At 62.1% G+C, this 26,942-nt stretch carries 28 protein-coding genes; 19 read left to right on the forward strand and 9 right to left on the reverse strand.

Annotation, left to right across the window (positions count from 1 at the left end; genetic code table 11):
• Window positions 1–454: 454 nt before the first annotated feature.
• Both OVY01_RS05665 and OVY01_RS05670 read right to left on the reverse strand, forming a co-directional pair.
• A complete protein-coding gene (locus OVY01_RS05665) occupies window positions 455–1,393 on the reverse strand; it encodes a glycoside hydrolase family 6 protein (RefSeq protein WP_267846309.1) in 939 nt (312 codons plus the stop codon).
• Between the two features lie 126 nt (window positions 1,394–1,519).
• Entirely contained in the window at window positions 1,520–3,121 is a 1,602-nt protein-coding gene (locus OVY01_RS05670) for an aminotransferase-like domain-containing protein (protein ID WP_267846310.1), read from the reverse strand.
• Between the two features lie 113 nt (window positions 3,122–3,234).
• Between OVY01_RS05670 and OVY01_RS05675 the strand changes: the two genes are divergently transcribed.
• The gene (locus tag OVY01_RS05675; protein WP_267846312.1) at window positions 3,235–3,861 is read left to right on the forward strand and encodes a LysE family translocator; all 627 of its coding nucleotides are present in this window, start codon (window positions 3,235–3,237) and stop codon (window positions 3,859–3,861) included.
• A 70-nt stretch (window positions 3,862–3,931) separates the two neighbouring features.
• On the opposite strand, the gene tkt is transcribed toward OVY01_RS05675, so the two are convergent.
• Window positions 3,932–5,983, reverse strand: coding sequence for a transketolase (tkt, locus tag OVY01_RS05680; protein WP_267846314.1), 2,052 nt, complete (start codon window positions 5,981–5,983; stop codon window positions 3,932–3,934).
• Window positions 5,984–6,388: 405 nt separating this feature from the next.
• Between tkt and OVY01_RS05685 the strand changes: the two genes are divergently transcribed.
• The 13 genes from OVY01_RS05685 to OVY01_RS05740 all read left to right on the forward strand — a co-directional run bounded on the left by OVY01_RS05685 (window position 6,389) and on the right by OVY01_RS05740 (window position 17,814).
• Window positions 6,389–6,997, forward strand: a complete 609-nt coding sequence (locus OVY01_RS05685; protein ID WP_267846316.1) for a hypothetical protein — start codon at window positions 6,389–6,391, stop codon at window positions 6,995–6,997.
• Window positions 6,998–7,196: 199 nt separating this feature from the next.
• A complete protein-coding gene (trbB, locus tag OVY01_RS05690; protein ID WP_267846317.1) occupies window positions 7,197–8,156 on the forward strand; it encodes a P-type conjugative transfer ATPase TrbB in 960 nt (319 codons plus the stop codon).
• Window positions 8,157–8,287: 131 nt separating this feature from the next.
• Complete coding sequence (locus tag OVY01_RS05695; RefSeq protein ID WP_267846319.1) at window positions 8,288–8,680, forward strand: TrbC/VirB2 family protein; 393 nt, start codon at window positions 8,288–8,290, stop codon at window positions 8,678–8,680.
• Between the two features lie 2 nt (window positions 8,681–8,682).
• Window positions 8,683–8,994: a conjugal transfer protein TrbD gene (locus tag OVY01_RS05700; protein ID WP_267846321.1), complete on the forward strand. Its 312-nt coding sequence runs from the start codon at window positions 8,683–8,685 to the stop codon at window positions 8,992–8,994.
• On the forward strand, window positions 8,991–11,537 hold the full coding sequence (locus OVY01_RS05705) for a VirB4 family type IV secretion/conjugal transfer ATPase (protein ID WP_267846322.1): 2,547 nt from the start codon (window positions 8,991–8,993) through the stop codon (window positions 11,535–11,537). The genes OVY01_RS05700 and OVY01_RS05705 overlap by 4 nt, the downstream gene beginning before the upstream one ends.
• Complete coding sequence (locus tag OVY01_RS05710; RefSeq protein WP_267846324.1) at window positions 11,486–12,247, forward strand: VirB8/TrbF family protein; 762 nt, start codon at window positions 11,486–11,488, stop codon at window positions 12,245–12,247. The genes OVY01_RS05705 and OVY01_RS05710 overlap by 52 nt, the downstream gene beginning before the upstream one ends.
• A gap of 15 nt (window positions 12,248–12,262) precedes the next feature.
• Complete coding sequence (trbG, locus tag OVY01_RS05715) at window positions 12,263–13,153, forward strand: P-type conjugative transfer protein TrbG (RefSeq protein WP_267846325.1); 891 nt, start codon at window positions 12,263–12,265, stop codon at window positions 13,151–13,153.
• 2 nt (window positions 13,154–13,155) lie between these two features.
• Window positions 13,156–13,659: a conjugal transfer protein TrbH gene (locus OVY01_RS05720; protein ID WP_267846326.1), complete on the forward strand. Its 504-nt coding sequence runs from the start codon at window positions 13,156–13,158 to the stop codon at window positions 13,657–13,659.
• The gene (locus OVY01_RS05725) at window positions 13,656–15,044 is read left to right on the forward strand and encodes a TrbI/VirB10 family protein (RefSeq protein WP_267846328.1); all 1,389 of its coding nucleotides are present in this window, start codon (window positions 13,656–13,658) and stop codon (window positions 15,042–15,044) included. Before OVY01_RS05720 ends, OVY01_RS05725 begins: the two co-directional genes overlap by 4 nt.
• Complete coding sequence (gene trbJ / locus OVY01_RS05730; RefSeq protein WP_267846329.1) at window positions 15,041–15,802, forward strand: P-type conjugative transfer protein TrbJ; 762 nt, start codon at window positions 15,041–15,043, stop codon at window positions 15,800–15,802. Before OVY01_RS05725 ends, trbJ begins: the two co-directional genes overlap by 4 nt.
• Window positions 15,803–15,816: 14 nt before the next feature.
• The gene (locus OVY01_RS23235) at window positions 15,817–16,053 is read left to right on the forward strand and encodes an EexN family lipoprotein (protein WP_432422186.1); all 237 of its coding nucleotides are present in this window, start codon (window positions 15,817–15,819) and stop codon (window positions 16,051–16,053) included.
• Between the two features lie 4 nt (window positions 16,054–16,057).
• Entirely contained in the window at window positions 16,058–17,485 is a 1,428-nt protein-coding gene (gene trbL, locus OVY01_RS05735; RefSeq protein ID WP_267846331.1) for a P-type conjugative transfer protein TrbL, read from the forward strand.
• Window positions 17,486–17,508: 23 nt separating this feature from the next.
• Window positions 17,509–17,814: a conjugal transfer protein gene (locus tag OVY01_RS05740; RefSeq protein ID WP_267846332.1), complete on the forward strand. Its 306-nt coding sequence runs from the start codon at window positions 17,509–17,511 to the stop codon at window positions 17,812–17,814.
• 68 nt (window positions 17,815–17,882) lie between these two features.
• Here OVY01_RS05740 and traF read toward each other — a convergent pair whose 3' ends face one another.
• Window positions 17,883–18,419: a conjugative transfer signal peptidase TraF gene (traF, locus tag OVY01_RS05745; protein ID WP_267846334.1), complete on the reverse strand. Its 537-nt coding sequence runs from the start codon at window positions 18,417–18,419 to the stop codon at window positions 17,883–17,885.
• A 329-nt stretch (window positions 18,420–18,748) separates the two neighbouring features.
• Window positions 18,749–19,855 (reverse strand): MBL fold metallo-hydrolase, encoded by a 1,107-nt coding sequence (locus tag OVY01_RS05750; protein WP_267846336.1) that lies wholly within the window; start codon window positions 19,853–19,855, stop codon window positions 18,749–18,751.
• A gap of 85 nt (window positions 19,856–19,940) precedes the next feature.
• Here OVY01_RS05750 and OVY01_RS05755 point away from each other — a divergent pair, with 85 nt between their 5' ends.
• A complete protein-coding gene (locus OVY01_RS05755) occupies window positions 19,941–20,561 on the forward strand; it encodes a TetR/AcrR family transcriptional regulator (RefSeq protein WP_267846337.1) in 621 nt (206 codons plus the stop codon).
• 196 nt (window positions 20,562–20,757) lie between these two features.
• Window positions 20,758–22,023 (forward strand): DUF1835 domain-containing protein, encoded by a 1,266-nt coding sequence (locus OVY01_RS05760; protein WP_267846339.1) that lies wholly within the window; start codon window positions 20,758–20,760, stop codon window positions 22,021–22,023.
• Window positions 22,024–22,351: 328 nt separating this feature from the next.
• Here OVY01_RS05760 and OVY01_RS05765 read toward each other — a convergent pair whose 3' ends face one another.
• Together OVY01_RS05765 and OVY01_RS05770 are read right to left on the reverse strand one after the other, a co-directional pair.
• Window positions 22,352–22,675: a type II toxin-antitoxin system PemK/MazF family toxin gene (locus OVY01_RS05765; protein WP_267846341.1), complete on the reverse strand. Its 324-nt coding sequence runs from the start codon at window positions 22,673–22,675 to the stop codon at window positions 22,352–22,354.
• On the reverse strand, window positions 22,672–22,884 hold the full coding sequence (locus tag OVY01_RS05770) for an antitoxin MazE family protein (RefSeq protein ID WP_267846344.1): 213 nt from the start codon (window positions 22,882–22,884) through the stop codon (window positions 22,672–22,674). Before OVY01_RS05770 ends, OVY01_RS05765 begins: the two co-directional genes overlap by 4 nt.
• A gap of 91 nt (window positions 22,885–22,975) precedes the next feature.
• Here OVY01_RS05770 and OVY01_RS05775 point away from each other — a divergent pair, with 91 nt between their 5' ends.
• The 3 genes from OVY01_RS05775 to OVY01_RS05785 all read left to right on the forward strand — a co-directional run bounded on the left by OVY01_RS05775 (window position 22,976) and on the right by OVY01_RS05785 (window position 24,417).
• Window positions 22,976–23,296 carry a hypothetical protein gene (locus OVY01_RS05775; RefSeq protein WP_267846345.1) on the forward strand — a complete coding sequence of 107 codons (321 nt, stop codon included), beginning with the start codon at window positions 22,976–22,978 and terminating at the stop codon, window positions 23,294–23,296.
• A gap of 85 nt (window positions 23,297–23,381) precedes the next feature.
• Window positions 23,382–23,798 carry a MarR family winged helix-turn-helix transcriptional regulator gene (locus tag OVY01_RS05780; protein ID WP_267846346.1) on the forward strand — a complete coding sequence of 139 codons (417 nt, stop codon included), beginning with the start codon at window positions 23,382–23,384 and terminating at the stop codon, window positions 23,796–23,798.
• Window positions 23,799–24,207: 409 nt separating this feature from the next.
• A complete protein-coding gene (locus OVY01_RS05785; protein ID WP_267846347.1) occupies window positions 24,208–24,417 on the forward strand; it encodes a hypothetical protein in 210 nt (69 codons plus the stop codon).
• Here OVY01_RS05785 and OVY01_RS05790 read toward each other — a convergent pair.
• Window positions 24,410–26,059, reverse strand: a complete 1,650-nt coding sequence (locus tag OVY01_RS05790; RefSeq protein WP_267846348.1) for a class I adenylate-forming enzyme family protein — start codon at window positions 26,057–26,059, stop codon at window positions 24,410–24,412. The two genes, OVY01_RS05785 and OVY01_RS05790, sit on opposite strands and share 8 nt — an antisense overlap.
• Entirely contained in the window at window positions 26,056–26,886 is an 831-nt protein-coding gene (locus OVY01_RS05795; protein WP_267846350.1) for a VOC family protein, read from the reverse strand. The genes OVY01_RS05790 and OVY01_RS05795 overlap by 4 nt, the downstream gene beginning before the upstream one ends.
• Between the last annotated feature and the right edge of the window lie 56 nt (window positions 26,887–26,942).

Consider the following 26,942-nt stretch of genomic DNA (forward strand, 5'->3'; position numbering starts at 1 on the left):
TGCCAAGAATCCGCTCAGGATACATCGTGCCACAGCCCGATGTCGACGGAGGTACGCCGGACAGTGCAGCAAATCCCGTTCCCGACGCTGACCGTGGCAGGGGTGCCTATTCATGCGCGACGACACCGGACGTCGACCGCACCGATCCGGCACCGCGTGCCCCTGCTTTCCTCGGTTCCCGGACCCCGTGCAGCAGCGCCTCTCGCGTTGCACGATCCGGAAGCCGTGCGGGCACGTGGCGACCCGGCGGGAACGTGCATCGCGGTGCCCTCATCGCGGTGCCAGCGCGAAGAAAACGTCATATTCTGCATAACGAAATATTGACCGCCGGGCGATCAAGGTCGTGAACGCACCGGGCGTCACGCAGGGATCCGGAAAGAACGGCCGCGGCAAGACATCGTTCGTTCGGCGCCATTCCCGACAGCATCGGCATGCGGCACCGGCGCGTGGCGTATCACCGCCCTTCGATCAACCGTATGGCCAGATCCGGGCTGAACGTCCCCGCGCGCAGCGACGGTCCGACCCCGCAGGGCCCGTCGGACGTACCCGGACCTTTCACCCAGACCAGTAGCAGCCGGGCCGACTGGGCGACCGGCGTCTCACCCAGCCGGGCGCCCGGCGGATTGCACCACTGTCCGGTGGACCCGTTGCCGTTACGGCTGGTGTCGATGACGACGGCCTTCGTAAAACCATAACCTTGTGCCAACGCGGCGTTGATCGCGGCGGCATATGCAACCCCCTCCCCCGTGGGATGGAAATTGGACACGTTCAAGGCGAAGCCTCGTGCTTCCCGTATTCCGGCAGCCTCCATTCGCCGCGCCATTTCCGCTGCCGGAACCCAGTGGGCGTTGCCGCCGTCCAGGTACACCTTCGCGCCGGGCGCATTGCGTCGCAAGCTCGACAGCGCGTAGTGCAGCAAACCCAACCGGGCTTCACCGGCTTCACGCGAGTGACGGCATTCGGCCTGGGCCAACGCATCGGGTTCGACGATGACGATGGCGGGCTTTGCGCCGACGCCGCGCGCGAAAGCGTCGATCCAGTGCCGATACGTATCGGCGTCCGTCGCGCCGCCCGTGGATGCGCCACCGCAGTCGCGATCGGGAATGTCGTACGCCACCAGCATCGGCACCCGTTGCGCGGCGGCGGCCGCGTCCACGAATTTCGCCACCGCCGCGCCGATGTCCGCGTTCCAGTCGCCGAACCAGCGTGCGGCGGGAACCCGCGCGATCCGCGCGGCGATCGCTTGCGCACGCGGATCGTCCGGATGTTGTCGTACCCAGGCCGCTGCGCTGGAATTCGGGTCGACGTAATACGTTTCGGCCGCATGTCCCTGGCCAAATCCGATGAACAGGCTGGCCGCCAGGCCGAGGATGGTCGTGCGCGTGATCGCCATGGTACGAAGAGGCAGGATTGACATGTCTATGCCGGATCGTACCAAAAGGAGGCCGCATGCATCGCGCGGCGACGCTCGTCCAGCGTCGCCGGCGGTCGCGCGGCGAGGCGTCACGCGCAGCGTCGATCACGTCCCGGGCGAAACCGGCGGCTCGCTTGCCAGCAGGCGCCCCAGCTTGCGTGCCGCGAAACGCGCCTGCGTGGGACGCAGCCCCGTATAGCCGACGACCACCGCCGGCGGGAGCACGACCCGGTGACACAGGGAGCCCAGCGCCTGCAATGCGACGCCCGCGTCCGCCGCCGCGTCGCAAAATGCCGCCTCGCGCCACCCGGGTGGCAGCCATAAAATGAAATGAAAACCGGCCTCGCTGCCGGAGATCCCGTACCGGCCTGGCGCCAGCGCCGCGAATTCTCGCAGCACGATGTCGCGCAATGCGAGATATTCGATCCGGGCGACCCGCAGGTGCTGCGCGAACGCGCCGCCGCGGATGAAGTCCGCGAGTCCCAGTTGCTCGGTGACGCCGACCGATCGTCCGATGGTCCGCCACAACGCCAGCACGCGCGTACGTACATCCGGCGGCGCGAGCATGTAGCCGATGCGCAGATTCGAGAACAGCGCCTGATTGAAACTGCCGCAGTAGATCACGCGATCCGCGCGGTCGATCGCTTTCAACGCGGGCAGCGGCGAGCTCTGGTAGTTGAATTCGCTGTCGTAGTCGTCTTCGACGATCCATGCATCGCGGGACGCGGCCCAATCGAGCAGGGCCAGGCGCCGTGACGCGGACATCGTGACGCCCAGGGGCGACTGATGCGCGGGCGTCACATAGGCGAGGCGCACCGCGTCGTGGCCGCGAATCACGTCGATATCGATGCCTTCGTCATCCACGGGCGCATGCACCGGCGCGGCGCCCGCCAGCTCGAAAATCGACTGCACCGCCCGATAGCCCGGATCTTCGACGCACACCTTGTCACCCGGACCCAGCAGGCTGCGCGCGATCAGATCGATCGCATGGCGAATGCCCGTCGTCACGATGATGTCGTCGGCCCCGCACGCGATGCCGCGGTGCAGGCGCAGCGTGCCGGCGATCTGCTCCCGCAGGGCCGCCATCCCGTTCGCTTGCGCCGAACTCCACTGTTCGGGCGAGGCGGCCGCGACCGCGCGCTGCACATGCCGCACCCAGGTGGCGGTCGAGAAAAGCCGCGGGTTCGCGAGCTTCGCAACGAAGGGCACGCCGACCTGCGCGCCCGCCGTGACGGGCGCGGCAGGCGCCGGTATCCCACGGACCGCCGTTTCGGCCTCCGGCGCTCCGAGTTTCGGTGCCCCGGCCATAGAGGCACCCACCGCCGATGCCTCGACCACGCCGCACAGGGGGCTTGGCGTGGACGCGACCCGGCCCGCGTCCGCGCCCCCTGCCCGACCCGGCGCGGGTCGAAGATAACTGTCCGGGATCACCGCACACACGCGCGTACCGGATCCGCCCAGCCGCGTCACATACCCTTCCGCCCGCAACCGGTCGAACGCGCACTCGACGGTGCCGCGCGACAACCGCCAGCGCTGCGCGAGCACCCGGCTCGACGGCAATCGCGTGCCCTGGGGCAACAGACGCTCGAGGATCGCGTCGCGCAGCGCGCGGTAGGCGCCCTCCTGCTTGGTCACGCAGCCGTCCTTCACCGGCTGCGCGGCGAGCAATGGCAGATCCAGCGGAATCGGCGTTTTGCCGCGCGCCATAGCGGTCCACTCCAGTAACGGTCAAACGGGTCTATGCATTAGACCATAAAGGCCTCATCGTGGGGCTGGTCGCTCTGCCCGGCTTTTCCTCACTCTTTCGGTTGGCTCGATCCATGTCTTTCGCGCACACACTGCTGTTTTTCGGAATCTGCGTGGTGCAGGTCGGTTCGCCCGGACCTTCGACGGTCTTCGTCGTCAACAACGCCGTGGCGCTAGGCTGGTCACGCGCGGTCGGCATTCTCACCGGCGACCTGCTGGCGATCGGCGTGCTCGCGCTGCTGTCGCTGTTGGGTGTCGACGCGGTGCTGCTCGCCCATCCCCGATGGTTCGCCACCCTGAAAGTGGCGGGCGCGCTGTATCTCATCTGGCTCGGCGCGAACCAGTGGTTCGGCGCGCGTGGGGCGACCCGCCACCCGGTGGACACCGTTCGTCGTGCGTCGGATCGTGCGCTGTGGGGTAAATCCTTCCTGATCGGCATCAGCAATCCCAAGGCGATCCTGTTCTTTTCCTCGCTCCTGCCGCAATTCGTCGATCCGGTTCGTGCCGGTCCGGCGAGGCTGCTCGGACTGGTCGCGCTGTTCGTCGCGATCAAGTTGCTGGTGTTGGGCGGCTATGCGATGGCCGCCGCGCGCGTATTGCCGCTTCTGCAAAGCGAAGGCAACGCGCGTTGGGGCAAACGGCTCACCGGCGCGGTGTTGATCGGTTTTGGGAGCCTGATTGCGTGGTCGACGCTCGAATGATGCGCGATGTGGTCCAGCTACATCCGGTCCACCGCGTCGGAGACCGCCTAGTGGCGGCCCCCATGAACGGCTAACCCTTCACGTTCGCCAGCACTTCGCGCGCGGCACGCACGACGGCGTCGGTCGTGATGTCGAACTTCGCGTACACGTCCTGGATCTTGCCGGACTCGCCGAAGCTGTGCATGCCCACGAACTTGCCCTCCAGGCCCAGGTACTTGTCCCAGCCCAGCTCAACCGCTGCCTCGACCGCCACCCGTGCCCGCGTCTCGCCCAGCACCTGCTTGCGGTACGCCAGGTCCTGCTCCTCGAAAAGCAGCCTGCAAGGCATCGATACGACCGCCGTCGGCACGCCTTCCTTTTGCAGGATCTCCCGCGCTTCCACGGCAAGATGCAATTCCGAGCCTGTCGCCAGCAACGTCAGTTGACGGGAACCGCCCTCCGCGTCCAGCAGCACGTAGGCGCCGCGGGCGGACTTGTTCTCGGTACCCGCTTCGGTGCGCAACAGCGGCATGGGCTGGCGCGACAACGCGATCAACGCCGCGCGGCGCGGCTGATCCAGGATGAGTTCCCAGCATTCCGCCGTTTCCACCGCGTCGCCTGGCCGATACACGCCCAGATGCGGGATCGCCCGAAGCGCCGCCAGATGCTCGACCGGCTGGTGCGTCGGACCGTCCTCGCCCAGGCCGATCGAATCATGGGTCATCACGAACGTCGTGCGAATCTGCATCATCGCCGCGAGACGAATGGCCGGACGGCAATAATCCGAGAAGCACAGGAAGGTGCCGCCGTAGGGAATCAGGCCGCCGTGGAGCGCCAGACCGTTCATCGCCGCGGCCATGCCATGCTCGCGCACGCCATAGTGGATGTACGAACCGTCATAGCTGCCCGGCTTCACCTCGACCTGGTTTTTCGCCTTGGTGTTGTTCGACGGCGTGAGGTCGGCGGATCCGCCCAGCAATTCCGGGATGGCATCGAACAGGTGGTTGAGGACCGCGCCGCTGGCCTGCCGCGTCGCGAGTTCTCCACCCTTCTCGATGAATTCCCGGCGCGCGGCGGCGATCGCGTCCTTCCAGTTGACCGGAAGCTCGCCCTTGGTGCGACGCTCGAAATCGCCGCGCAGGGGTTCCGGCGCCTGTTTCACGCGATCCGCCCAGGCCATGCGCGCGGACCGGCCCTTCGAACCGATCTCCCGCCACTCGCTGAGCAAGGCCTCGGGGATCTCGAACGGCGCCGAGTTCCAACCGAGCAGCTTGCGCGCCCCGGCGATCTCGTCCTCGCCAGGCGCGTCGCTGTGCGCCTTCTGCGTGCCCGCCTTCGTCGGAAAGCCAAAACCGATGATCGTCTTGCAGGCGATCAGCGTCGGCTGACCGTCGTTCTCGCGCGCCGTCGTGATCGCCTCGCGGATGGCGTCGGTGTCATGGCCATCGATTTCCAGCACGTGCCAGCCGGACGCCCGGAAACGTTCCACCTCGTTGTCGGACACCGCCAGGCTGGTCGCGCCATCGATCGATATCGAATTGTTGTCCCAGAACGCGATCAGACGGCCCAGCTTCAGGTGACCTGCCAGCGAGATCGCCTCCTGGCTGATGCCCTCCATCAGACAGCCATCGCCCAGGAACACATAGGTAAAATGGTTGACCAGTTCATTGCCGAAGCTCGCATTCATGATGCGCTCGCCCAGCGCCATGCCGACCGACTCCGCGATGCCCTGTCCCAACGGGCCGGTGGTCAGCTCGATGCCGTCCGCGTGCCGATATTCGGGATGACCCGGGGTCTTGCTGCCCACCTGGCGGAATTGCTTCAATTGCTCGATCGGCATGTCCGCGTAACCGGTCAGATAGAGCAGACTGTACAGCAGCATCGACCCATGACCGTTGGACAGAATGAAGCGGTCGCGATCGATCCAGTGCGGATCGGCAGCATCGAACTGCATGAAATCCTTGAACAATACCGTCGCGATATCGGCCATCCCCATCGGCGCGCCCGGGTGACCGCTCTTCGCCTTCTGCACGGCGTCCATGGAAAGGAATCGAATGCAGTCCGCCATGTCCCGAAGATGCTGGTCACGCGGTGCGGGCACGCTTTTCGGTGCCACGGGTGCTGCGGAAGATTGTTCTGTCATCGGTATACCTTTTTAGGTCAATAACGGATGGCGCACTCCACCCGGCCACGGTTGGCGATATCGCGCCTGCTGCGGCGTTTCGCTCGAACCGGCGAGCGGGAGCCTGTTTCGCGCCAGATCGGTCGGCAAACGGGAGGAGGAAATCGCGCGTTCGTAGGGCGCGCTGCGTTCTCCATACGCCCGGTCTCGACACGACGCCTGGCCTCGGCGCGGGCGCCTCAACAGCTTTTATACCACTGTAGGGCATTGCGTGTGCGAGTACGTCCGATGAAAATGCCGCGTGGGACGCCCTGTCAGGGGACCGCAGGTTGATCGGTTCGATGGTACTTTCGTGGAATGAAGCAAGCGCTGCGGAGATTTGCGCTTGGACCGGGGCCCGATTCAGTACTTTCACCATTCAACGACTTGACGACACTCCAGGAAATCGTCGCGCTCGATCTGCTTACCTTGCGAGCGCATACCGAGCGCGCGGGTGACATCCTCGATGCCGATCTGCACCCTGTCCGCGTGCGGGGCATGCTCGAACGTTGCAAGGTTTGCCTGGTACGCAAGGCGACGATACTCGTCGCCTATGCGGCGCTGGCTCCCGAATCGCAAACCTGCTGGTTTGTGCAGGCGTTCAACACCCATCCGTCGCATCGGACGCCAGCCGTCCTGTCGGCGCTTCTGGCCCGCTCTCCGAGCCGGCCGACCGGAAAGGCATCGTCGCACGCAGCCGAAGAAACCGTACGACGGCAAGGTATGCCGCCCATCGCCAAATGCCGGCGGCCTCCCGATCACCACGCATCCGTCGGCCCGGGCTGTCGCCGTGCGCCGCGGATCGCCGCGCATGGCAGGAGGAATGGCCCGCTGCGGCGTGGTGTCCGGCGGGACATTGGCGGTGCAAGCGGGATGGACACGACCTTGCGGAGTGGAGAAGTGACTTACCGCGATAATTCCGTGCCCGGACCAACCGGCCGGGCCACAAAGCGAAGCGTTGACAACGCAAGCGAACGAATGCTCGTCGTGCGATAAAGGCAGGGTACGGCCGATAAGTTTGCCGCAGGACTTGCGCCATGTCGCCCAGGCACTTTCAGCTAGCGGGTGCGACAGGGACTGAACGGCCAGCGACCATAACCTAGCCGTTCGGACAGGGGCGTACGATATTGCACTTCGCTTCTTTTCTGTATATCGTTGGCAACTCTCCCGTGATTATCGTTAGGATATCTCATCGATGGAGGACGAAAATCTTCAGGCATCGGTTCGTGCACGCGCGGTGGAAAAACTTCGTCGCGACCTCGGTTCGACAGTGATGCACGCTCTCGCGGACCCGAAAACAGTCGAAGTGCTGTTGAATCCCGACGGGGCATTGTGGCAAGAACGCTTGGGGGAAAGGATGCAGCAAATCGGCACGATGACCGCGCAACGAGGCGAAGCCGTGATCAAGACCGTCGCTGGCTACCATGGCAAAACCATTACCCGCGCAACGCCTCTCGTTGAAAGCGAGCTTCCGACCGACGGCTCGCGTTTCGCCGGGCAGCTTCCTCCCGTCGTCGAAGCGCCTACCTTCGCCATACGCAAGAAGGCTGTTTCGATCTTCACGCTCGACCAATACGTCGAATCGGGCATCCTGACCCCTTCCCAGGCCGTTGTCATCAAAGCCGCCGTCAAGGCCCACAGGAACATCCTCGTCATCGGCGGAACGGGTTCCGGCAAAACCACTCTGGTGAATGCCGTCCTGCATGAAATGGTCCAGAACGATCCATACGAGCGATTCGCTCTCCTCCAGGACACCAGCGAATTGCAGTGCACGGCCGGAAACAAGGTGGCGTACCACACAACGATCGACGTGACGATGACCCTGCTGCTGAAGACCATTTTACGGATGCGTCCGGACCGGATCGTGGTCGGAGAGGTACGCGGCGCCGAGGCGCTCGACCTGCTCGATTGCTGGAACACCGGCCATGAGGGGGGTGCGGCCACCCTACATGCCAACGACGCGCATGCCGCACTGATTCGCCTCAAATCGCTCGTGACCCGTAACGATGCGGCACCCGACGAGATTGAGCCCCTGATCGGCGAGGCGGTTCATATCATCGTCCACATCGCCAGAGTCGCATGCGGTCGCCGCGTTCAGGAAATTATTGCAATCGATGGATATGAAGATGGCGGCTATATGACCCGCAACCTTTAGGCGCCGTGATCCACTTCTACAGACCCACATGTGGGATCAAACGTTTATGGCGATGCAGACGCTGCCCACGATGGTTTCCCGCTTCCGCACGCCAGCGGAAATGCATCGCATTCTTTGAGGACATCCTTCACATGCAGTTCATTCGGCTCCGCTTCGATATCAGCAACCGCACCATACTCGGCCTCGCGATTGCACTGCTATTGCTGGTTGCGGTGCAATCCGCGATTGCGGCGGCCACGAGTGGCGGCGGCCTTCCCTCGGATGGCTGGTTCACCAAAATCCGGCAATCGGTTACGGGACCCTGGGCATTTACCATTTCGATTCTCGGTATCGTGGGCGCGGGCGCCACGCTGATCTTCGGCGGCGACATGAATGGTTTCCTGCGCACCATTATTTTTCTGACGCTCGTTCTGAGTTTCATCATCGCCGCGCAGAACACGCTTTCCGGGATCACCGGGCAAGGCGCCGAAATCACGGCCTGGACGAACATGTTCTCCACCATCGGACGCACGCGGACCGCCTGATCATGGCCCTGCGAGCGATTCCCATTCGGCGGGCAGGCAACCGGGAAAACCTGTTCATGGGTGGCGATCGGGAACTGGTGATGTTCTCGGGATTACTGGCTGCCGTTCTGATCTTCGCCGCACAGGATTGGCTTGCCGCCGGATTCGGCGCCGGCGCATGGTGCATCGCCCTGTGGACTTTCCGAAAGATGGCGAAGGCGGATCCGAAGATGCGATTCGTTTACGTGCGCAGTCGGCGATACGACGCCTACTACCCGCCTCGCGCAACCCCGTTTCGCGACAACACCGGCACCCAGGGAAAGCAATATACATGATCCCGGTCATCACTCTCGTCATTGCGGTGCCGGGCACAGCGCTGCTGGTAGGCTTATTCCTACTCGTTCGACAAACAAACGCCGATTTGCGGCTGAAGAAGCATCGTTCCAAGGACGCCGGGCTGGCGGACCTGCTCAATTACGCCGCGGTGGTCGATGACGGCGTGATTGTCGGGAAAAATGGTTCTTTCATGGCGTCCTGGCTTTATCGCGGTTCGGATAATGCCAGCGCGACCGAGGCCGAGCGCGAAATCATTTCATTCCGGATCAATCAGGCACTTGCCCCACTGGGAAACGGATGGATGATGCATGTCGATGCGATACGCCGGCCCGCCCCGAACTACAGCGATCCGAGCCTTTCGCATTTTCCCGATCGGGTCTCGGCGGCCATAGACGAAGAACGGCGTCGCTTGTTCGAGAATATGGGAACGCTGTACGAAGGTTTCTTCGTCGTCACGATCACGTGGTTCCCCCCGATGCTGGCCGAACGCAGGTTCGTCGAACTGATGTTCGACGACGAGGCGGAAAAACCCGATCGCAATCGCCGCACGGCGCATCTCATCGAACAGTTCAAACGGGAAGTCGCCAACGTCGAAGGCCGTCTTTCGGCGGCTGTCGCGCTAGAGCGGCTGTGCGGCGTCAAGCTCGCGCGGGAAGACGGCTCCACCGTAACCCACGACCAGCAACTGCAATGGTTGCAATTTTGCGTGACCGGCCTGAATCATCCCATCCAGCTTCCTCGCAACCCCATGTATATCGACTCGCTCATCGGCGGCCAGGAACTCCATACCGGGGTGGTACCGAAAATTGGCCGAAACTTCATTCAGGTAGTCGCCGTGGAGGGTTTCCCGCTGGAATCCTACCCCGGCATCCTTTCCTCACTGGCCGAACTGCCCGTGGCATACCGATGGTCGTCGCGTTTCATTTTTCTCGATCATCACGAAGCCGTCGCGAAACTCGAGAAATTCCGGAAAAAGTGGAAACAAAAGATCCGCGGGTTCTTCGATCAAGTATTCAACACCCACACCAGCCACGTCGACGAGGACGCGGCGACGATGGTGTCAGACGCTTCATCGGCCATCGCCGAGACCAATAGCTGCATGGTTTCGCAGGGCTACTACACCAGTGTCGTCGTATTGATGGGCGAAGACCGCGCGGAACTTGAGCTGTCCGCTCGTCGGTTCGAAAAGACCATCAATGCACTGGCATTCACGGCGCGCGTCGAGACGATCAACACGATGGATGCCTATCTCGGCTCGCTGCCGGGGCATGGCGTGGAAAACGTACGGCGGCCATTGCTGAACACACTGAATCTTGCCGACCTTCTACCCACCAGCACCATCTGGACCGGCGAAAACCGCGCGCCCTCGCCGTTATTCCCCCCCAATGCGCCCGCGCTGCTGCACGCGGTCACAAGCGGAAATTCGCCATTCCGCGTGAACCTGCACGTCCGCGACCTGGGCCACGGCATCATCTTCGGTCCCACTCGAACGGGCAAGTCGACGATGCTCGGCCTGATCGCGTTGCAATGGCGCCGTTATCATGGGTCGCGGATCTACGCGTTCGACAAAGGCCTGTCGATGTATCCCACCTGCAAGGCTGCCGGCGGGCGTCACTACACCGTCGCATCCGATGCCGACACGCTCGCCTTCGCGCCGCTCTCCCGCCTCGATACCCGTTCGCGCCGTGCATGGGCGGTGCAATGGATCGACACCATCCTCGCATTGACGGGCGTGACGACGACGCCCGCGCAGCGCAACGCGATCGCCGAAGCGATTCTGAACATGCACACCAGCGAGTCCCGCACGCTGTCGGAATTCACCGTAACCGTGCAGGACGAAATCATCCGCGAAGCGCTCAGGCCCTACACCGTGGATGGCGGCATGGGGCATCTATTCGATGCGGAAGACGATGGCCTCGATCTGGCCGACTTCATGACCTTCGAAATCGAACAGTTGATGGGCCTAGGGGAGAAGTACGCTTTGCCGGTGCTGCTGTACCTGTTCATGCGCATCGAGGAGTCGCTGAGCGCGGAAGATGCGCGGCCGACGCTGCTGATTCTCGACGAGGCCTGGCTGATGCTGGCCCACCCCGCCTTCCGGGACAAGATCGAGGAATGGCTGCGCTCGATGGCGAAAAAAAATTGCGCGATACTCATGGCGACGCAAAGCATTTCCGAGGCGGCACGGTCGGGCATTCTGGATCTCATCACCGAATCCACGGCGTGCCGGATCTATCTCGCCAACCCCAACGCACGCGAAGAACGGACCGCCGAGATTTATCACCGTATGGGGCTGAATCAGCGTCAGATCGAGATCGTCGCAGGGGCCGTACCAAAGCGCGACTACTACTACGTTTCGGAACAGGGTCGGCGCCTGTATCAGTTGGCTCTTGGCCCTCTCGCGCTCGCCTTCGTCGGCGCCACCGACAAGGAATCCATTGCCACGATGAAAAGGCTCGAGGCGGCGCACGGCGATGCCTGGGTGCATGAATGGTTGCGTATCAAGGGATTGAATTTGAACGGATACGAGGCGGCCGCATGAGAATCGGTCCGCGAGGCGTATTCGGCACGAAGCCACCGAAACCGGATACCGCAAATCCCTATGTGAACGCCCGGCGTTCCTGGAACAGCCATGTCGGCAGCGTCATGGAGTACGGCACGATTGGCTTCTTTCTCGGTTTGCTGTGTCTGCTGATCACGCTTGCCTCGGTAGGCGGCATCATCTACATCGGCAGTCAGTCGAAATTCATCCCTTTGGTGTTTCAGGAGGACGCCAGCGGCAACAAAATCTCGATGACGCGCGCCGATCGCATTCCTGACGCCAGAGTCGCCGACTATCGTTCCGCGGTAGGTGAATTTATCGGCAACCTGCGCCTCGTCACACCCGACGCGGAATTGCAGGGGAAAGCCGTTCGGCATGCCTACGCCTATCTGGCATCCGGCGACCCGGCCATCTCCAAGGCGAACGAATACCTGAACGGTACGAAGGAAGCCAACCCCTACGCCCGCGCCGGCACCGAAACGGTGAGCATCGAGCTGAAGTCGGTGTTGCAGCAATCACGTCATACCTGGCAGGTCGACTGGATGGAAACGATTCGCGCGCGGGACGGCACGCCCAGAGAACCGCCCTACGCCATGCGTGCCCTCGTCACGATCTATCAAAACACCGGGGCGAAATTACAGGATCAAAACATGTTCTGGAACCCGCACCATGTTTTCATTACCGACTTCAACTGGACGAAGCAGTTCTAGGACCGGGACAGAACCATGAAAAAAACGCCGATTTTCACGCTGCTTTTCAGCCTGCTGCCGGCGGCGATTCACGCTGCCCCCGGCACCGGCCCATTTGCCGATCAATATTTCTCGCGCGACGAACCCCGGCTCACCGCGCAGGAAAGAGCGGCCATCGCCATCGGCAAGAAGTGGCAGGAAGGGCAGAACGTGAAACCCTATCAGGGCACGAACGGATCGATCAACTGGCCCTATTTGCCGGGCAAGCAATATCCGGTGATGTGCGCCGTTTTACATGTTTGCGACGTTGCGCTGCAAGCTGGCGAAAAGGTCAACGGCGTGAATGTGGGAGACCCTCGCTATACGATCGAGCCGGCAGTGACGGGCTCGGGGGCGGAACAGGTGGTGCATCTCATCCTGAAGCCGCTCGACGTCGGTCTGGATACCACCCTCGTATTGACGACGAATCGACGTACGTATCATTTCCGCCTGCGGTCGAGCCGCTCGCATCTGATGCCATTCATGTCCTTCACCTATCCGGAGGACGCGATGACGAAGTGGAAGACGATCCGGGCGCGCGAGGCCCAAACCCGCGAGCAGCGCACGATGCCAAAGACGGGGGAATACCTCGGCGACCTGGACTTCGATTATGCGATCGACGGCGCGGCGCGATGGAAGCCGATACGCGTCTACAACGATGGCAGCAAGACCATCATTCAGATGCCGCCTGCCATGCGCCAAAGCGAAGCGCCGGCGTTACTCGTTTTACGCAAGGAGGGGGGACCATTCCACGAGCCCGAAACGCACATGGTGAACTATCGCGTCCAAGGAGACCGCTACATCGTAGACACGATATTCGACAAGGCGGTGCTGGTGTCCGGCGTCGGTTCGAGCCAGGACAAGGTCACCATCACGAAAGGAAGATGACAATGCGCGGATTCGTGTTGAACACCGTCGCGGTGACCGCGCTGGTCGGCTTGGCAGGCTGCACGGTTACGCAACGTCCGCACGGCAATCATGCGGCAGCCTCGTCAGACGCCAACAAGACGATGGCGGATGACACGGTAACGCAACTTATGGTCTTGTATCCGCCCGCGCATACGCGCCTCGACATACAGCATCCGGCCAGCGACGACTACGGCCGCACACTGCTGTCGTCCCTGCGCGAGAAAGGCTATGCCATTCTCGAGTACGACCCGTCACCGCAGTCCGCCGGGACCGACACGGTAGCGGACGCCGCCAGTTTGCCCTTGGTGCCGCCTGTCGTGCCGGGCGTCCCATTACGCTATGCAGTGGACGCCGTCGAGCCAATGGCTCTGTACCGCGTGACCCTGCAGATAGGCGCGCAGTCGATCAGCCGGGCTTTCGGCATCACCGAAAGCGGCATGCCTCACCCCGCGGGCCTGTGGATTCGCAAGGAGCCGGGACGATGAACGACAACGGCCAGATGTCCGGCGCAACGTCACCCGGCTCGACACCTGGAGGCGGAGTGCGGCGGGTCAACAGTGTGCCGTTGATTCTCGCGGTTTGCGCGCTGGGCGTGTTTGCCGCGCTCATTGCCATGGTGGCGGTCAAACGCTCGAACGATGCTATCGCGTCGCCGCAGGACGTGGCGCAAACGGCAGGGCAGTACACCGACACGTCGGCCATGGCGCTCCAGATCATGGGAGAACATCGGGTCGGCCTGATTCCCGCTGATGTACCCGCCCCGGCCGCCGCACCCGAAGCGTCCGTAGACAACGCCGACACCCCGCCGGCACTTCTACAGCGGTCGGACACGGGCGCGCCCACGGTCACCGAAGATCCGCATCTGCAGCAGATTCGCGCGGCAAAGATGCAAATGTTCGAGCGTGCGGTGAAAGCCAGGACAAGCGTCGCGCTTTCCGGCGCAGCCGCCACGCACGATCCCGCGACGCCGACGCGCGACGGCCTGCTCGCGCGCATCGCCTCCGTCGGGCGTCAAATCGACGCGGCGGACGCCGCCGATCCCGCGCTCGATTACAAAGCACAGTTGACGAAAGCCAACGCGATACTGGGTATCGCCGACGACGCTCATGACGGTGACCTGCCTGGCGCCCCGCACGATGGCCCGGAAAGACGCCGAACGCCCGACCACTTGCGGAACGACGTTCGACAGTTCGATGGCAGCGGAAAAAGTGACCGCTGGATGCTCGATCAAGCGGTACAGCCGCCCCGTTCACGTTTTGAAATTCGCGCCGGCAGCGTGTTGCCGGGCGTCATGATAAGCGGCGTGGATTCGGACCTTCCAGGTCAAATCTTCGCGCAGATATCGCAAAATGTGTTCGATACGGCCACGGGGCGGCATTTGCTCATTCCCCAGGGAACGCGCCTGATCGGCGCCTACAACAGCAATGTCGCATACGGTCAGAACGCGGTGCTCATCGCCTGGCAGCGCCTGGTATTTCCCGACGGAAAAGCGCTCGACATCGGCGCCATGCCGGGTGCCGACAGCGCCGGTTATGCCGGATTCCGCGATCAGGTCAACAACCACTACCTCCGCATTTTCGCTTCGGCGATTCTCATGTCGGGCGTGACCGCTGCGGCCTCTTACGCGACCGCGCGCAGAGACGGCAACGGCGGCGTCAACCAGCAACCGACGGTGAACGGCGAATTGAGCCAGGCGCTCGGTCAGCAACTCGGCAATGTAACGGCGCAGATGATCGCGAAAAACCTGAACATCGCCCCGACTATCGAAATTCGCCCTGGCTACCGGTTCAATATCGTGGTGACCAAGGATTTGGATTTCACGCAGCCGTATATGTCATTCGACTACCGACGCGAAGGAGGTCGGCCATGAGCATGAGGACCATTTTCTCGGCCGGATACGTGGGTGTGGTACTCGGTATCGGTCATCCGCATTCGGTCGTTGCCCAGATCGCGGTACTTGATTTGAAAACCGCATCGCAAACCACGATCAGTGCCATCCAGAACGTAGCGGCCGTCAAGAAACAGATCGAGCAATACAAAACGCAGTTGCGACAGTATCAAAACATGATGCAGAACACGCTCGCGCCGTCAGACTGGGTATGGGATCAGGCACAGCAGACGATAACCAGGCTGCTGCAAGCTCAGGATACGCTGAAGATTTTCAAGGAACAGGCCGGCGGCCTCGATGCGTATCTGTCGCGCTTCGGCGATGTGAATTACTACAGAACGTCCCCATGCTTCAAGGATGGCGGTTGCTCGTCCAACGAAATGCAAGCTTTGCAGGCATCTCGCGCCAACGGTTCGACCGCGCAAAAGATAGCCAACGATGCCGTGCTGAAAGCCGTCGATGTCCAGCAGGAGACCCTTGCGAGCGATGCGGCAAAGCTGCGTTTGCTTCAATCGCAAGCCACGGGTGCGCAAGGGCAGATGCAGGCGATCCAGGCCGCCAACCAGTTGGCAAGCGCGCAGAACAACCAGCTCCTGCAAATTCGCGGCATGTTGGCGGCACAGGCGACGGCGCAGGCAACGCGTGCCCAGAACGTCGCCGATCGGGAAGCGATGGAGGCGGCAGCGGGTTCGCAGTTTAGATCAGGAAGCTATACAGAAAGTCCGTCCAGATCTTGGTAATCGAGGAACTAATGATGGAAAAAAAACTGAACTTTATATGCGTAGGAACGGCGTTGACTCTGCTTTTCTCGTGCGGAAAGTCCCCTGAGTCGATCGAATGGTACAGGCAACACGAGGCGGAAAGGAACGCCACTCTAGCGACATGCAAGAAAGTCGCGAATCGGGCTGACTGGAATCAGGACTGCCGGAACGCTATCGATGCCGAAGCTTCGTCTGGAACCTTCACTCGCAGCCCAGAAATGAAATGGTAGCAGCATGGGAAAATCGCCATCATTGCTGCTGGTTTTTCTGGCAACTGCATTTTTTCTTTTCACGGTGCAGGTACATGCTTCACCCGCAGACAGTTCGGGAATCATGGACAACATCCTTCAGCGATTTTCGAATGCAGCAAGTCACTGGCGGACGGCAATTATCGATTACGCAACTTGGCTATTTTGGACGCTGGCGCTACTGAGCATGGTATGGACGTTCGGCATGCTGGCGTTGAAAAATTCGGACATATCGGAAGTATTTGCGGAAACAGTCCGATTTTTATCGACGACAGGTTTTTTCTGGTGGCTACTGTATAACGGCCCGGAAATAGCAATGTCAATTATCAATTCGATGCGGAAAATCGCAGCCAACGCTTCCGGATCGAGTGATTCATTCTCACCCTCTGGAATCGCAGACATCGGTTTCCGCATCGTCTCGAAAGTGATCGATCACTCCTCATTCTGGTCACCCGTCGATTCCGCAGTCGGAATATTGGTAGGCATCGTGATTCTTTGCGTGCTCTCCTTGGTCGCCGTCAATATGCTTCTTCTCTTGATCGCGGGATGGATGCTTGCTTTTGGCGGCGTTTTTCTTCTCGGTTTCGGAGGAGGTCGCTGGACCACCGACATTGCCATCAACTATTACAAAACCGTACTAGGTTTGGGTGTCCAGTTGTTTTGTATGATTTTTATCGTAGGCATTGGACAATCATTTATAGACCAGTATTACCAACTGGTCCAGACAGGCAGCATGAACCTCAAAAGCTTATGCGTCGTGCTTGTGGCATCGATTCTTTTACTCGTGCTTGTGAACAAGGTTCCGCCGATGATGGCAAGTATCGTGGGCAGCAGCAGCTCCACAGCGGGTATCGGTAACCTGGGGGCCGGTGCGCTTGTCGGCGCCGCAGCTACGGCAAGTACGGCGATGGTCGCAGGCGGTGCTTCGGTAGCAGGTGGCGCTTCTGCACTCAAAGCGGCCTTTACCCAAGCCCAACAGCATACGGCCGCAGGTTCCGGTACGTTCCCGGGCGATAGCAACGGCAGCAGCAATCACGCGGCCCGCTCGTCCGGCGGTAGTCGCGGCTTCATGTCCGCAATGGGGACAGCCGCTCATCTCGCCGCCGACAAGAGTGCGAATGCCGCCAAACACGCGGAATTGACCGCCAAAGACGGCCTTGCAACCAAGGCGAATACAGCAAAAGAGCGGCTTGCACACGCCGACGGAAGCACGATCGCGCCGCAAAGCAGCATCCCCGGGTCCACGGCGCACGCGCGCGAAGCTCGACAGAACACGCCGCAAGCCGGGCCGCCTGTCGAAGTCGCGCACGCGCAACGGCGCGGGGGCAACTCGGAAAACGGTGGCCATGCGGGGCGGGCAGCCCCGAGTGCCGGTGAATCGGCCGATTTCGTCGGTAGAAGCGACCCCTTATGAGGGATGGACCGGAGAATTGAACAGTGACCGACAATGTCCTGAAACTCGGCCTGCTTATCGCCGCGGCGGCAAGCGCGTGGGTACCCGAATCGCAGGCAAAGGATGCATGCGCGACCGTCCTGTGCATGGCCGGAATGCTTCAGGGTCAGGGGAAGGCCGACGGATGCGACGGTGCCATAGCGGACTATTTCAACATCGTCAGCTATCGCCACGGCCACATCGACTTCAATGCGATGGGTCGAAAACGGCTCGATTTTCTCAATGAGTGTTCCGCCAATGACGGATGGGCGAGAAAAATAAACGACCGCTTCGGTTCGACCGTCCTGTGACCCCATGACAGTGAATGAAGGCCCTTCCGCAACGAACCCACCCGCCGTCACCGACGCAATTCGTCCATTTACCAGACCACGACCGGCCGGATTATGGATTGCACCCGGTCGCGCGTGACAATCCCGAAGTAACGCGCGTCAAACGACGTTGCGCTACGTTCAGCCATCAATAACAGGTCCGCATCGCCAAGCGTGCGTCGCGCGACGTGCAAACGTGGCAGCGGTCGGCCGATCGCGTCGAATGCCAGGGGCGCGCTGCCCCGTAGCAATTCGCCGTTGACGGTCACGCCCTGCGACGTCACCGAAACGGTATCGCCTTTGGCTGCTGAAATTGTCTTCATCATGTAGCTATAGCCGCCGGGACAGAATCCTGAACCGATGTAGCCCCGAGCCCTGGCGGTGTCCAACAAGGGATCCGGCGGCGGGCAAAAAGCGACGTATCTACCCTTCTCGAAAGGCTCGCCGCTGGTCCAGTACAGACCACGCGGAATACTTTTGCTCGTGTTCACGCGCGCGCCCGCGTAGTACATCATTCCACCCGCCATCATCACGCCAACACCGCCCGCAACCGACACCAGAAATACGCGTTCGATAAAACGCCTCATCCTGCGATCCTCCACCCTGCCGGCATATCACGCACCGCACGCTGCTGCCGTCCCGAGGCTCCGGCGGCACGGCATACACGATAAACCTTCGCCGAAGCAAGCGATTTCACCATACGGCATCTCGATACACTTAGTTAAACGTATCATAAAATTATTTTGAAAAAATGCACACCCTCACCTCGAATTCGCGCTGGAGACCTGGCGCATGAAGAAGTGCGGCACGGCTTCGACCCGCATGAAACATGAAGCGCGCCCCGCCTTGCCGCGCGGATTCGCTCCGCTCTGGAAGGCGGCGCAGCCGAATACCTGCGATCCGCCGGCCGGCCCTTTCACCGGGACGCGACGCGCCGCCTCTCCTCATTCGGTACTTCGACGCGCTCCCCCGTGTCCTGCCACCACCGCTCGCCACGGTGCGGCGCGGCGAGATCGAGCCGTTCGCCCATGCGCGGAGTGGAAATGGCGATACCACGCGCGGCGGCCAACCCCGTGATCCGCTCGAAGGGCTCGCGCCAGCCGTGAAAAGCCAGATCGAACGTGCCGTTGTGGATGGGCACGAGACAGCGGCCTCGTAGATCGGCGTGAGCCTGCACGGTCTCTTCGGGCCGCATGTGCACATAAGGCCATTGCGCGTCGTAGGCACCCGTCTCGACGAGCGTGACATCGAAGGGACCCAGGCGCTCGCCGATGGTCTTGAAACCGTCGAAATAGCCGGTGTCGCCACTGAAAAACACGCGCAAGTCGTCGTCGACGATAACCCACGATGCCCACAGGGTGCTATTGCGGTCGAGCAGGCTGCGCCCCGAGAAATGCTGTCCGGGCGTTGCGGAAAACGTCACGCCGTCCCGCTCGACGCTCTGCCACCAATCGAGCTGACGGACCTTTGCCGCATCGATACCCCACGCCATCAAGCGGTCTCCCACACCCAGCGGCGTCAGAAAGACCGTCGTTTTCCCGGCCAGTGCGATCACCGTCTCACGATCCAGATGATCGTAGTGATCGTGCGACAGGATGACCCCGGCCAGCGGCGGCAGATCGGCCAGCGCGATCGGCGGCGCATGAAACCGTTTCGGACCGATGCGACGAAACGGCGATGCCCGCTCGATGAATACCGGATCGGTCAACCAGAATCGGCCGCGCAACTTGAACAACATCGTCGAATGCCCGAGCCGATACAGACTGCGATCCGGCGCCGCGTCGAGCTGCTCGCGCGTCAACGCGTCCACCGGCAGGCTCGTCGACGGCGTGGTATCCGCCGGTTTGTTGAACAGCATCCGCCAAGCAATGCCGGCCATCGTGCGAGCGCTCTCCACGGGCGCCGGCGCGACGTTGCGAAAGCGCGTGCCGTCATGCTGGGCGGACGCATGAAACCGCCGCCGTCCGCGGCGGGCAGCGGTAAGACCCAGGACATGGCGTATCGAAGCGGCAAACGATGGCATCTGGCTGCATCCCGAAGTAAAAAGTACACCGTTCAGTGTAAATTTTTGCGCGATGGAAGTAAACCGATCGGTGTAAAATTTAACGATGGAACCGAACAGCACACCGCAACGCCTCACCGACCGTAAACGCGTCGCCATCATCGATTCCGCCATCGAAGAATTCCTGCTCGCCGGCTTCGATGCCACCAGCATGAATCGCATCGCCGAGCGGGCACATGTCTCGAAGCGCACCGTCTACAATCATTTTCCGAGCAAGGAAGCATTGTTCGAAGAGATTCTGCTGCACTTGTGGCGCAGCAGTCATAGCGGTGCGGCGCCCGCTTTTCGCGCCGACCTGCCGTTACATGCGCAACTGCTCGAATTATTGATGCGAAAAGTACGCCTGTCGGACAACGAAGCCCTGCTGTCGTTCGCGCGCGTCGCCATTGCCGCGGGCATGCATTCGCCCGAGCGCGCCCGGGGCATGGTGGCGCGCCTGGGCGAACGCGAGGAGGACTTGGCGGTATGGATGCGAGCGGCGGCGGACGATCCCCGTTTGCGCATCGCCGACCCCTTGTTTGCCTCGCAGCAGCTGGTGGGACTGATCAAGGCGTTCGCTTTCTGGCCGCAGGTCGCGATGGGACAACCGCCGCTATCGCCCGCGGAGCAACGGAAAGTGGCGGAATCGACGGCCGATATGTTTCTCGCACAATACGCGGTGAGATGAGCGGCGTATTCGTGCTGCGGTTGCAGCGATCGATGATCGGTTGTCGCGCCACTTTATTGGAATATGGGTAGAATAATCGCGTGCGTACTCCACGCCACCTGTCCGCGGAAAGGGTGTGACCCAGGAATCGGCATTTCTACACCGCATATCGATGCGACTCCTGGCCAGGTAGCGGACCGGCTCCAGTGGAGATCGTATGCCGAATCACGCCTTTTCCGACGCCGCCACCCATGGCCATATCGACCTCGATATAGAGCGAAAGCGGGCAAAGACGCTGTTGCGGCTTCTGCGCGACGGCAGCGCCCCGGCTCAAATGGCCCGACTCACACGAAAGTCGTCCGACCCTGCTCGGCTCCCCGGACTCTCCGACGCGCAATGGCTCATTGCGCAAGACCTCGGCTTCGCCGACTGGCCAAAGCTGAAAGCCCACGTCGATGCCCTGGCGTTTGCAGCAGCGCATCCGGGATTTGCCGCCGATGACGAACGCGAAACACAGCACTGGCGTTGCGGAAACGACATCGCCCACTCGCTTCGTACCGCCGGATTTCAGGGCGCCTTCCAGGCGTTTACAGACCCGTTGTGCATGGGACCGGTGCGCCGCCTCGACACCGATCGCTTTCTGGAAGTGCGCAGTCGATTTGTCAGCCAGGTATTCAGCCTCTCGATCACGGAAGCGCGAAACCGGCTGGGCGAAGAATACCGCGCACTGGCGGCAATCGGCCAGGCCGAACGCGTGGTCCTGTGGTGCGACGCGGATGCGTATGACCAACTTTTTCTGGTGTATGTGCTCGCGAATGCCCGGCCCCGGCCAAAACGAATGGAAGTGATTGCAATAGACCGGGTGCCGGGCGTGCGACGCTTCATCGGCATCGGACAGTTGGCGCCCAGTATCCTTGCATGGCTTTGGCAGAAACGCAGGGTGGTCGACGATCGGGCATTCGCTCTCGCCCGTGAGGCATGGGATGCCTATCGTGCACCCGACCCGCTCGCGTGGGCGGAGATCGCCCGCCGTGCGGCGGATTCCCTTCCTTTTTTAGGATCCGCCATGAGGCGTCAACTTCAGGAGTTGCCATCCTCGCGCGACGGCCTTTCGCTGACGCAACGGTTGACGCTCGAAACCATCCGCGATCGAAGCGACATGACGCTGGGTAAAGCATACGGTGTATTGATGCTGATCAGCGAGCCCCTGCCGTTTCTCGGGGACGCCATGTATTACGCATTGATTCGGCCTTTGATCGAATGCGCCAATCCGTTGTTGCACGTACCCGATGAAAACACGGCCTGGGAGCGCCGGCCGGTGACGCTGACCGAACTGGGACGCCGTACGCTCGCCGGCGACGCCTATTGGCTCGATCACGCGGATGAATCTCGCTGGATCGGTGGCATATGCGTGTCGCCGCGACAACCGCACTGGACTATCGATGATGCATCGCTGCCTGTCTGGCGTGATCGCCGGTTTTAGCATCATCCGGCTGCGCCGACAGCGCAGTGTGTCGCGCTCCGGTTACTGCCAATGGCGAGTGCGGGCACCCAGCAAACGCACCTGCGAGAACACACTTTTGGATGCGCAAGTCGCCCAGATACACGTCGGCCGCCGCCGCTCGTATGGTCGGCGTCGTATCTGGCAGCATTTGGAATGCCGATGGCATGCGCGTGGGCCACGAGCGCATCCGGCAAAGCCTGCTCCGCCAGTGCTTGCTGCCAGTCCACAAGCGAGCGTGCCGCTACTTCACGAGCATCCGAATGTATTTGCAGCTTGCCATATCGGTCTGCGTGCTCTAAGTCTTGGACTATGCAAGTCCTAAGAAAACCGGCATAGCACGATCTACCGCGAGCATTGTCTCGTGTTCCATTTCACCGATGACGCTACCGATCTTTTCACGCTTCACGGTAAAAGCCTTGTCCACACCAATTTGACAAGGCATGCGTAAGCCATTTTTCTCGGACGGAAGCACAAGGATACGAATTAAAGGCGCGTCAACCAGTTCATGCGACATCAAAAGGACGGTTACGCTCGGATGCGTGGCAAAGAGGTCGGATTGCACGACAAGGGCCGGGCGCCCTTTACCGAAATCGCCTTGCAGCGCAACCGTCACGATGCTACCTCGCTTCATTTCCACCCGTCCAGGTCAGAAGCGCTTTCGATGAAATCAAGCATGTCCGCTTCACCCTGACTTTCGCGCACTGCTTGGGACTGACGCACGCACTCCTCTGCAAAGCCCGCGCGGCGGGTATCCGGCACCCATATCTGAATCGGTCGCAAACCGGCGTTGCGAAGGTTCTGGCGGTAGGTGCTCACACGTTCACTTACGTTTGCGGCCATAGCGTTCTCCTGTTACATGTAACGAATATAGGACGTTACATGTAACGTGTCAAGTTTCCTGAGCCTCGACGGAAGGGATGGCGTACGCCCGATGGAATTTGTCGACGGTAAGTTGCTTAGAACTGTTCGTGTCGGCACCGGCCCTCCATCGTCGTCGTACATCCGCAACGTGGGCGGATATCTGGCCACCGCTACCGGCAATCGCCTCGCCCGCGACGTGCGCCTCGCGCGACAAACAAGCCTTGATACCGCGTTCACCGCGACCCCGCACCGCTTCAAAGGGCAATGCCGACAACCGCCAGAACTGCCTACCGCGGTCTGGATCCACTCACCTGAACCCCGGGAAACTCCGCTGTTCATTCCTATCAACACCACGCGACCTGCCCCGAAAACCAAGCATTCCAAAATTTAGCCAAAATGCGCCCGATCCTACCGGATGCTTCGCGCAACACGCATTTATGGTTGCATTGCTAACCATATAGAGGTTTAATAACATCATGTTCGATCACTGCCTTTATTTCAATTCCGCCGCACTCGCCCGCCTCGTCGAGCGGGAATGGATCGTCGCGTATGCGCCCTTCGGCCTCACGCCTGCGCAGGGGTTCGTGTTGCGTGTCGTTCTGACAACGCCTGGTTCGCTCAGCAGCCAGATCGCGGATACGTTGAGTATTGCCCGCTCCACCGCCACGCGCCTGATCGATACACTGTGCGATAAAGGATTGGTGGAGCGCCGCCAGGCGGTGTCAGACGCGCGCGAATGGTGTGTCTATCCCACCGAAGACGGCACGAAACTCGCGCAACCGATCGCCGAAGCCAGCGCGGCGATCGCTCAAACACTGCGCGCTCGGGTGGGACCCACGTTATTCGAGGCGACCGTTTCCAGCATGCACGACACGCGGACCGCCCTGCGATAACGAGACCGAAAGATTTTCTTATATAGTTGCCTTGCTAATCAGTTGAGAAGGAATATGAAGCAATCGTCACGATCCATGCCTTCAAAGCGCTTCCGCCAGTCGGGGCATTTTGCGGAAACGACCTATCGCGCCGGTCGCACCCGGCAATGCGCAAGTGCGTGTGCGTTGTTGCTTATTGTTTTTTTTGCGACTTGGCAAGCGCCCCAAAGCGCCCGGGCAAACCTGCAGCGGTGCCTTCAATCACGTGCGCGGGATTCGGGACCGCCGCCACGCATGCGGCAAGAACCGGTGGATAGGGACTTTTTCATCCAGACGATCGCCAGGTGCACAGGCTGAATGAACGCGACCAGGCGTCCTGAATTGGGCGAGCGAAGGATCGGCGAAAAGTCGCACGTGATTCGCGATCGTCGTGCTTCTCGGCCTGCTTCCCGGCCCGCTTCCCGGCCTGACGCTCCCATTCGGCGCCACCAGCGCGCATGCGCAGAAAGCGTTCCTCGAAATCGGCGTCACCAGCGGATCGCACGAGGAAATTTTCGAAGGACAGGCCGCGCGGGTCCCACGGATTCTGCGGGCCCCTGGCGCGGTGATGCACGCGATGCCGTTCACGCGCGTTACGTAAACGGCGCCCGCAGGCGCCGCATCGCGTCCTCGCGTAACGCGCGTCGGTCGATCTTGTGGGTTGCCGCCAAGGGCAGGCTGTCGACGAACCAGACATGCCGCGGATGCTGGTACGCCGGCGCGTGGGTCAGCGCATGGGTCTTGACGTCCGCCTCGCTCAACGCGCTTTCGTCGGACACGCTGCGCACCACGAAGGCCACGGGTTTGGTGCCCTTGATCTCGTCGTCGATGCCGACCACGCTGGCTTGCTGGATGGCCGGATGGGTTTCCAGCATGCGCTCGACGTCGCCGGGGAAGATGTTCTCGCCGCCGGAGACGAACATGTCGTCGTTGCGGCCGACGAAGTAATAAAACCCCGCCTCGTCGCGACGAAATACGTCGCCGGTGATGTAATACCCATCCTCGGTGAATGGCAGGGGCAAGTCCGGGCGTTGGTGATAGCCCAGCATCAGGGCCGGGCTGCGCAATTCCAGCACGCCTTGTCGCGCGCCGGTCGCGGCGACCGCGTCATCATCGGCGGATCGTGTGAAGGAGTCGGCCTTCGCGGGATTCGGATCGGTCGACTCCCGAGCCGATTCCGGTTCGGCGCGCAGCCTGACGTCGACCGCCGGGTGCGCGACGCCGAGCGCGAGCGGCGGCGTCGCGCAGCCATCCGGCGCCCGGGCGAAGACGACCGGCCCGCCCTCGGTCGTACCGTAGGCGTTGATGACGCGGGCGTTCGGCAGGAGAGCGTGGATGCCGGCGAGCAGGCTTTCGCTGACGGGCGCGGACCCCATGCGCACCACCGTCACGCAGCGGAGATCGGCCTTCGCGAGCGCGGCCTGCTCGCGCAGCATCATCGCGATCATCGGCGGCACTGCCGTCAACCAGGTGCAGCGGAAGCGGTCGATCGCCTCGATATAGCGGCGGGCGTCGAATTGCGGCATCAAAACCGTGGTCGCGCGGGCGGCGATGCTCAACAACGCGAGCGCCAGTGCGTTCATGTGATAGAGCGGCGCGGCAATCAGGACGCGCTCGTCGTGCAGGGGGGTGTCGCGCAAGCGGGTATCCACGACCCAGGCATGACTGGCATGCGAGAGCCGCACGCCTTTCGGGGTCCCCGTGGAGCCGGAGGTGTACAGGATCATCGCGACGTCGTCCGGCGCCGGCGCCGTAGCGACGAAACCACGATCGTCGCGGCGCGGCGCGAAGACCGTATCGAAATCCCGCGCCCCGGGCCCGCCCGCCGCCGCATCGAACACGATGCAGGGCAGATGCGCGGGCACGGCGGTCTCGCGGGCACCATCGCAAAAGACCAGACGCGCGCCACTGTCATCGATCACGAAATCGGTCATCGGCCGCGGGAACTTGAAGTTCACCGGCACGACGACGCCGCCCGCGCGCATGATGCCGAGTATCGCGGCGATATAGCGGATCGAGTTCGCGGCGAGGATCACCACGCGCTCGCCCGGCAGAAGCGCGAAACCGTCGTCCCGCGGATCCGCGCGCAACCGGAGCGCGATGCGGTTCGCCAGATCGTCGAGCGCGGCGAACGTGATCCCCTGCTCGCCCTGCGCGTCGCCTTCGTTCAGACTGAAGAACGCGGTCCGGTTCGCCACCGACGTCACGTCGTGCATCGTGCCGAGATTGGTCGTACGCGTCATCCCAGAAACTCCAGTAGCGTATGGAAGGTGGGCAAGGCAATCATGAGTCGCGCGCCGGCGCCGTCTTGCGCAGGGTGGTGCCGCACGGGCAGTCCGGCTTGTCGGCCACGCTCGGCGAGGGCCGACAGCGACGCCCCGTCGGCCAGGCGAAACGCCATCGACGCGAAACTCTCCGGGCGCGGCGGCAGGAAGACGGACAGCGGTCCGAAGCGCCGCGCCGCCGCCTCGCGATGCGCGAAGCGCAGATGAAAGGACGCTGCCCGCGGCGCGGCCGAAACATCCGCACGTGCCGTGAGCCTGGCGTAGTCGCGCTCGGCCGCGGCCGGGTCGTCGCTGATCACCTCGAGCGAGGCGATCGACGTCACGCCATTGGGATGCGCGAGCCACGCGTCGCGCCACACCCACTCAGGGGTCAGATGATGGCAGTAATAGATGCGTCCCGCCGGGTATTGTCCCGCGACGAGCCGCACGGTTTCGAACGATGCGGTCCGGTTTTCACCGTCGATCTCGGCCGGGCGGGAAAAACGCTGCACCGGCTGTGCGTCGATGCCCTCGCGCGCCAGCCGCGCCGCCGTCGCGGGAGCGTCGTCGATCGCGAAAACGAGACCGTCGATGCCGACGACGCTGTCCAGCACTTCCTGGCGCAGGGCCGCGCCGGAGGTCGGGAGTCCGATCAATTCGAGATAGTGATCGGGAAACATCACCAGATGGTTGATCGAGCCGAGCGAGTGATGGCCGCGCGGCGTCAGCTGGAAACCGAGCCGCTCGAAAAGCGCGGCGGCGACGTCCATCTGGAAACGCGTGTTGATGACGAGATGATCGAGCAATGGCGTACTCCTTTCCTGGAAACGATGCGGGCCGCCCGGCAGCGCGCGGATGGCGC

This window comes from Robbsia betulipollinis (assembly GCF_026624755.1).
GTDB classification, from domain to species: domain Bacteria; phylum Pseudomonadota; class Gammaproteobacteria; order Burkholderiales; family Burkholderiaceae; genus Robbsia; species Robbsia betulipollinis.

Coding starts and splice junctions, on each gene's coding strand:
- OVY01_RS05665 (WP_267846309.1), bottom strand. CDS start 1,393: ATGGCGATCACGCGCACGACCATCCTCGGCCTGGCGGCCAGCCTGTTC.
- OVY01_RS05670 (WP_267846310.1), bottom strand. CDS start 3,121: ATGGCGCGCGGCAAAACGCCGATTCCGCTGGATCTGCCATTGCTCGCC.
- OVY01_RS05675 (WP_267846312.1), top strand. CDS start 3,235: ATGTCTTTCGCGCACACACTGCTGTTTTTCGGAATCTGCGTGGTGCAG.
- tkt (WP_267846314.1), bottom strand. CDS start 5,983: ATGACAGAACAATCTTCCGCAGCACCCGTGGCACCGAAAAGCGTGCCC.
- trbB (WP_267846317.1), top strand. CDS start 7,197: ATGGAGGACGAAAATCTTCAGGCATCGGTTCGTGCACGCGCGGTGGAA.
- OVY01_RS05695 (WP_267846319.1), top strand. CDS start 8,288: ATGCAGTTCATTCGGCTCCGCTTCGATATCAGCAACCGCACCATACTC.
- OVY01_RS05700 (WP_267846321.1), top strand. CDS start 8,683: ATGGCCCTGCGAGCGATTCCCATTCGGCGGGCAGGCAACCGGGAAAAC.
- OVY01_RS05705 (WP_267846322.1), top strand. CDS start 8,991: ATGATCCCGGTCATCACTCTCGTCATTGCGGTGCCGGGCACAGCGCTG.
- OVY01_RS05710 (WP_267846324.1), top strand. CDS start 11,486: ATGGTTGCGTATCAAGGGATTGAATTTGAACGGATACGAGGCGGCCGC.
- trbG (WP_267846325.1), top strand. CDS start 12,263: ATGAAAAAAACGCCGATTTTCACGCTGCTTTTCAGCCTGCTGCCGGCG.
- OVY01_RS05720 (WP_267846326.1), top strand. CDS start 13,156: ATGCGCGGATTCGTGTTGAACACCGTCGCGGTGACCGCGCTGGTCGGC.
- OVY01_RS05725 (WP_267846328.1), top strand. CDS start 13,656: ATGAACGACAACGGCCAGATGTCCGGCGCAACGTCACCCGGCTCGACA.
- trbJ (WP_267846329.1), top strand. CDS start 15,041: ATGAGCATGAGGACCATTTTCTCGGCCGGATACGTGGGTGTGGTACTC.
- OVY01_RS23235 (WP_432422186.1), top strand. CDS start 15,817: ATGGAAAAAAAACTGAACTTTATATGCGTAGGAACGGCGTTGACTCTG.
- trbL (WP_267846331.1), top strand. CDS start 16,058: ATGGGAAAATCGCCATCATTGCTGCTGGTTTTTCTGGCAACTGCATTT.
- traF (WP_267846334.1), bottom strand. CDS start 18,419: ATGAGGCGTTTTATCGAACGCGTATTTCTGGTGTCGGTTGCGGGCGGT.
- OVY01_RS05750 (WP_267846336.1), bottom strand. CDS start 19,855: ATGCCATCGTTTGCCGCTTCGATACGCCATGTCCTGGGTCTTACCGCT.
- OVY01_RS05755 (WP_267846337.1), top strand. CDS start 19,941: ATGGAACCGAACAGCACACCGCAACGCCTCACCGACCGTAAACGCGTC.
- OVY01_RS05760 (WP_267846339.1), top strand. CDS start 20,758: ATGCCGAATCACGCCTTTTCCGACGCCGCCACCCATGGCCATATCGAC.
- OVY01_RS05765 (WP_267846341.1), bottom strand. CDS start 22,675: ATGAAGCGAGGTAGCATCGTGACGGTTGCGCTGCAAGGCGATTTCGGT.
- OVY01_RS05770 (WP_267846344.1), bottom strand. CDS start 22,884: ATGGCCGCAAACGTAAGTGAACGTGTGAGCACCTACCGCCAGAACCTT.
- OVY01_RS05775 (WP_267846345.1), top strand. CDS start 22,976: ATGGAATTTGTCGACGGTAAGTTGCTTAGAACTGTTCGTGTCGGCACC.
- OVY01_RS05780 (WP_267846346.1), top strand. CDS start 23,382: ATGTTCGATCACTGCCTTTATTTCAATTCCGCCGCACTCGCCCGCCTC.
- OVY01_RS05790 (WP_267846348.1), bottom strand. CDS start 26,059: ATGACGCGTACGACCAATCTCGGCACGATGCACGACGTGACGTCGGTG.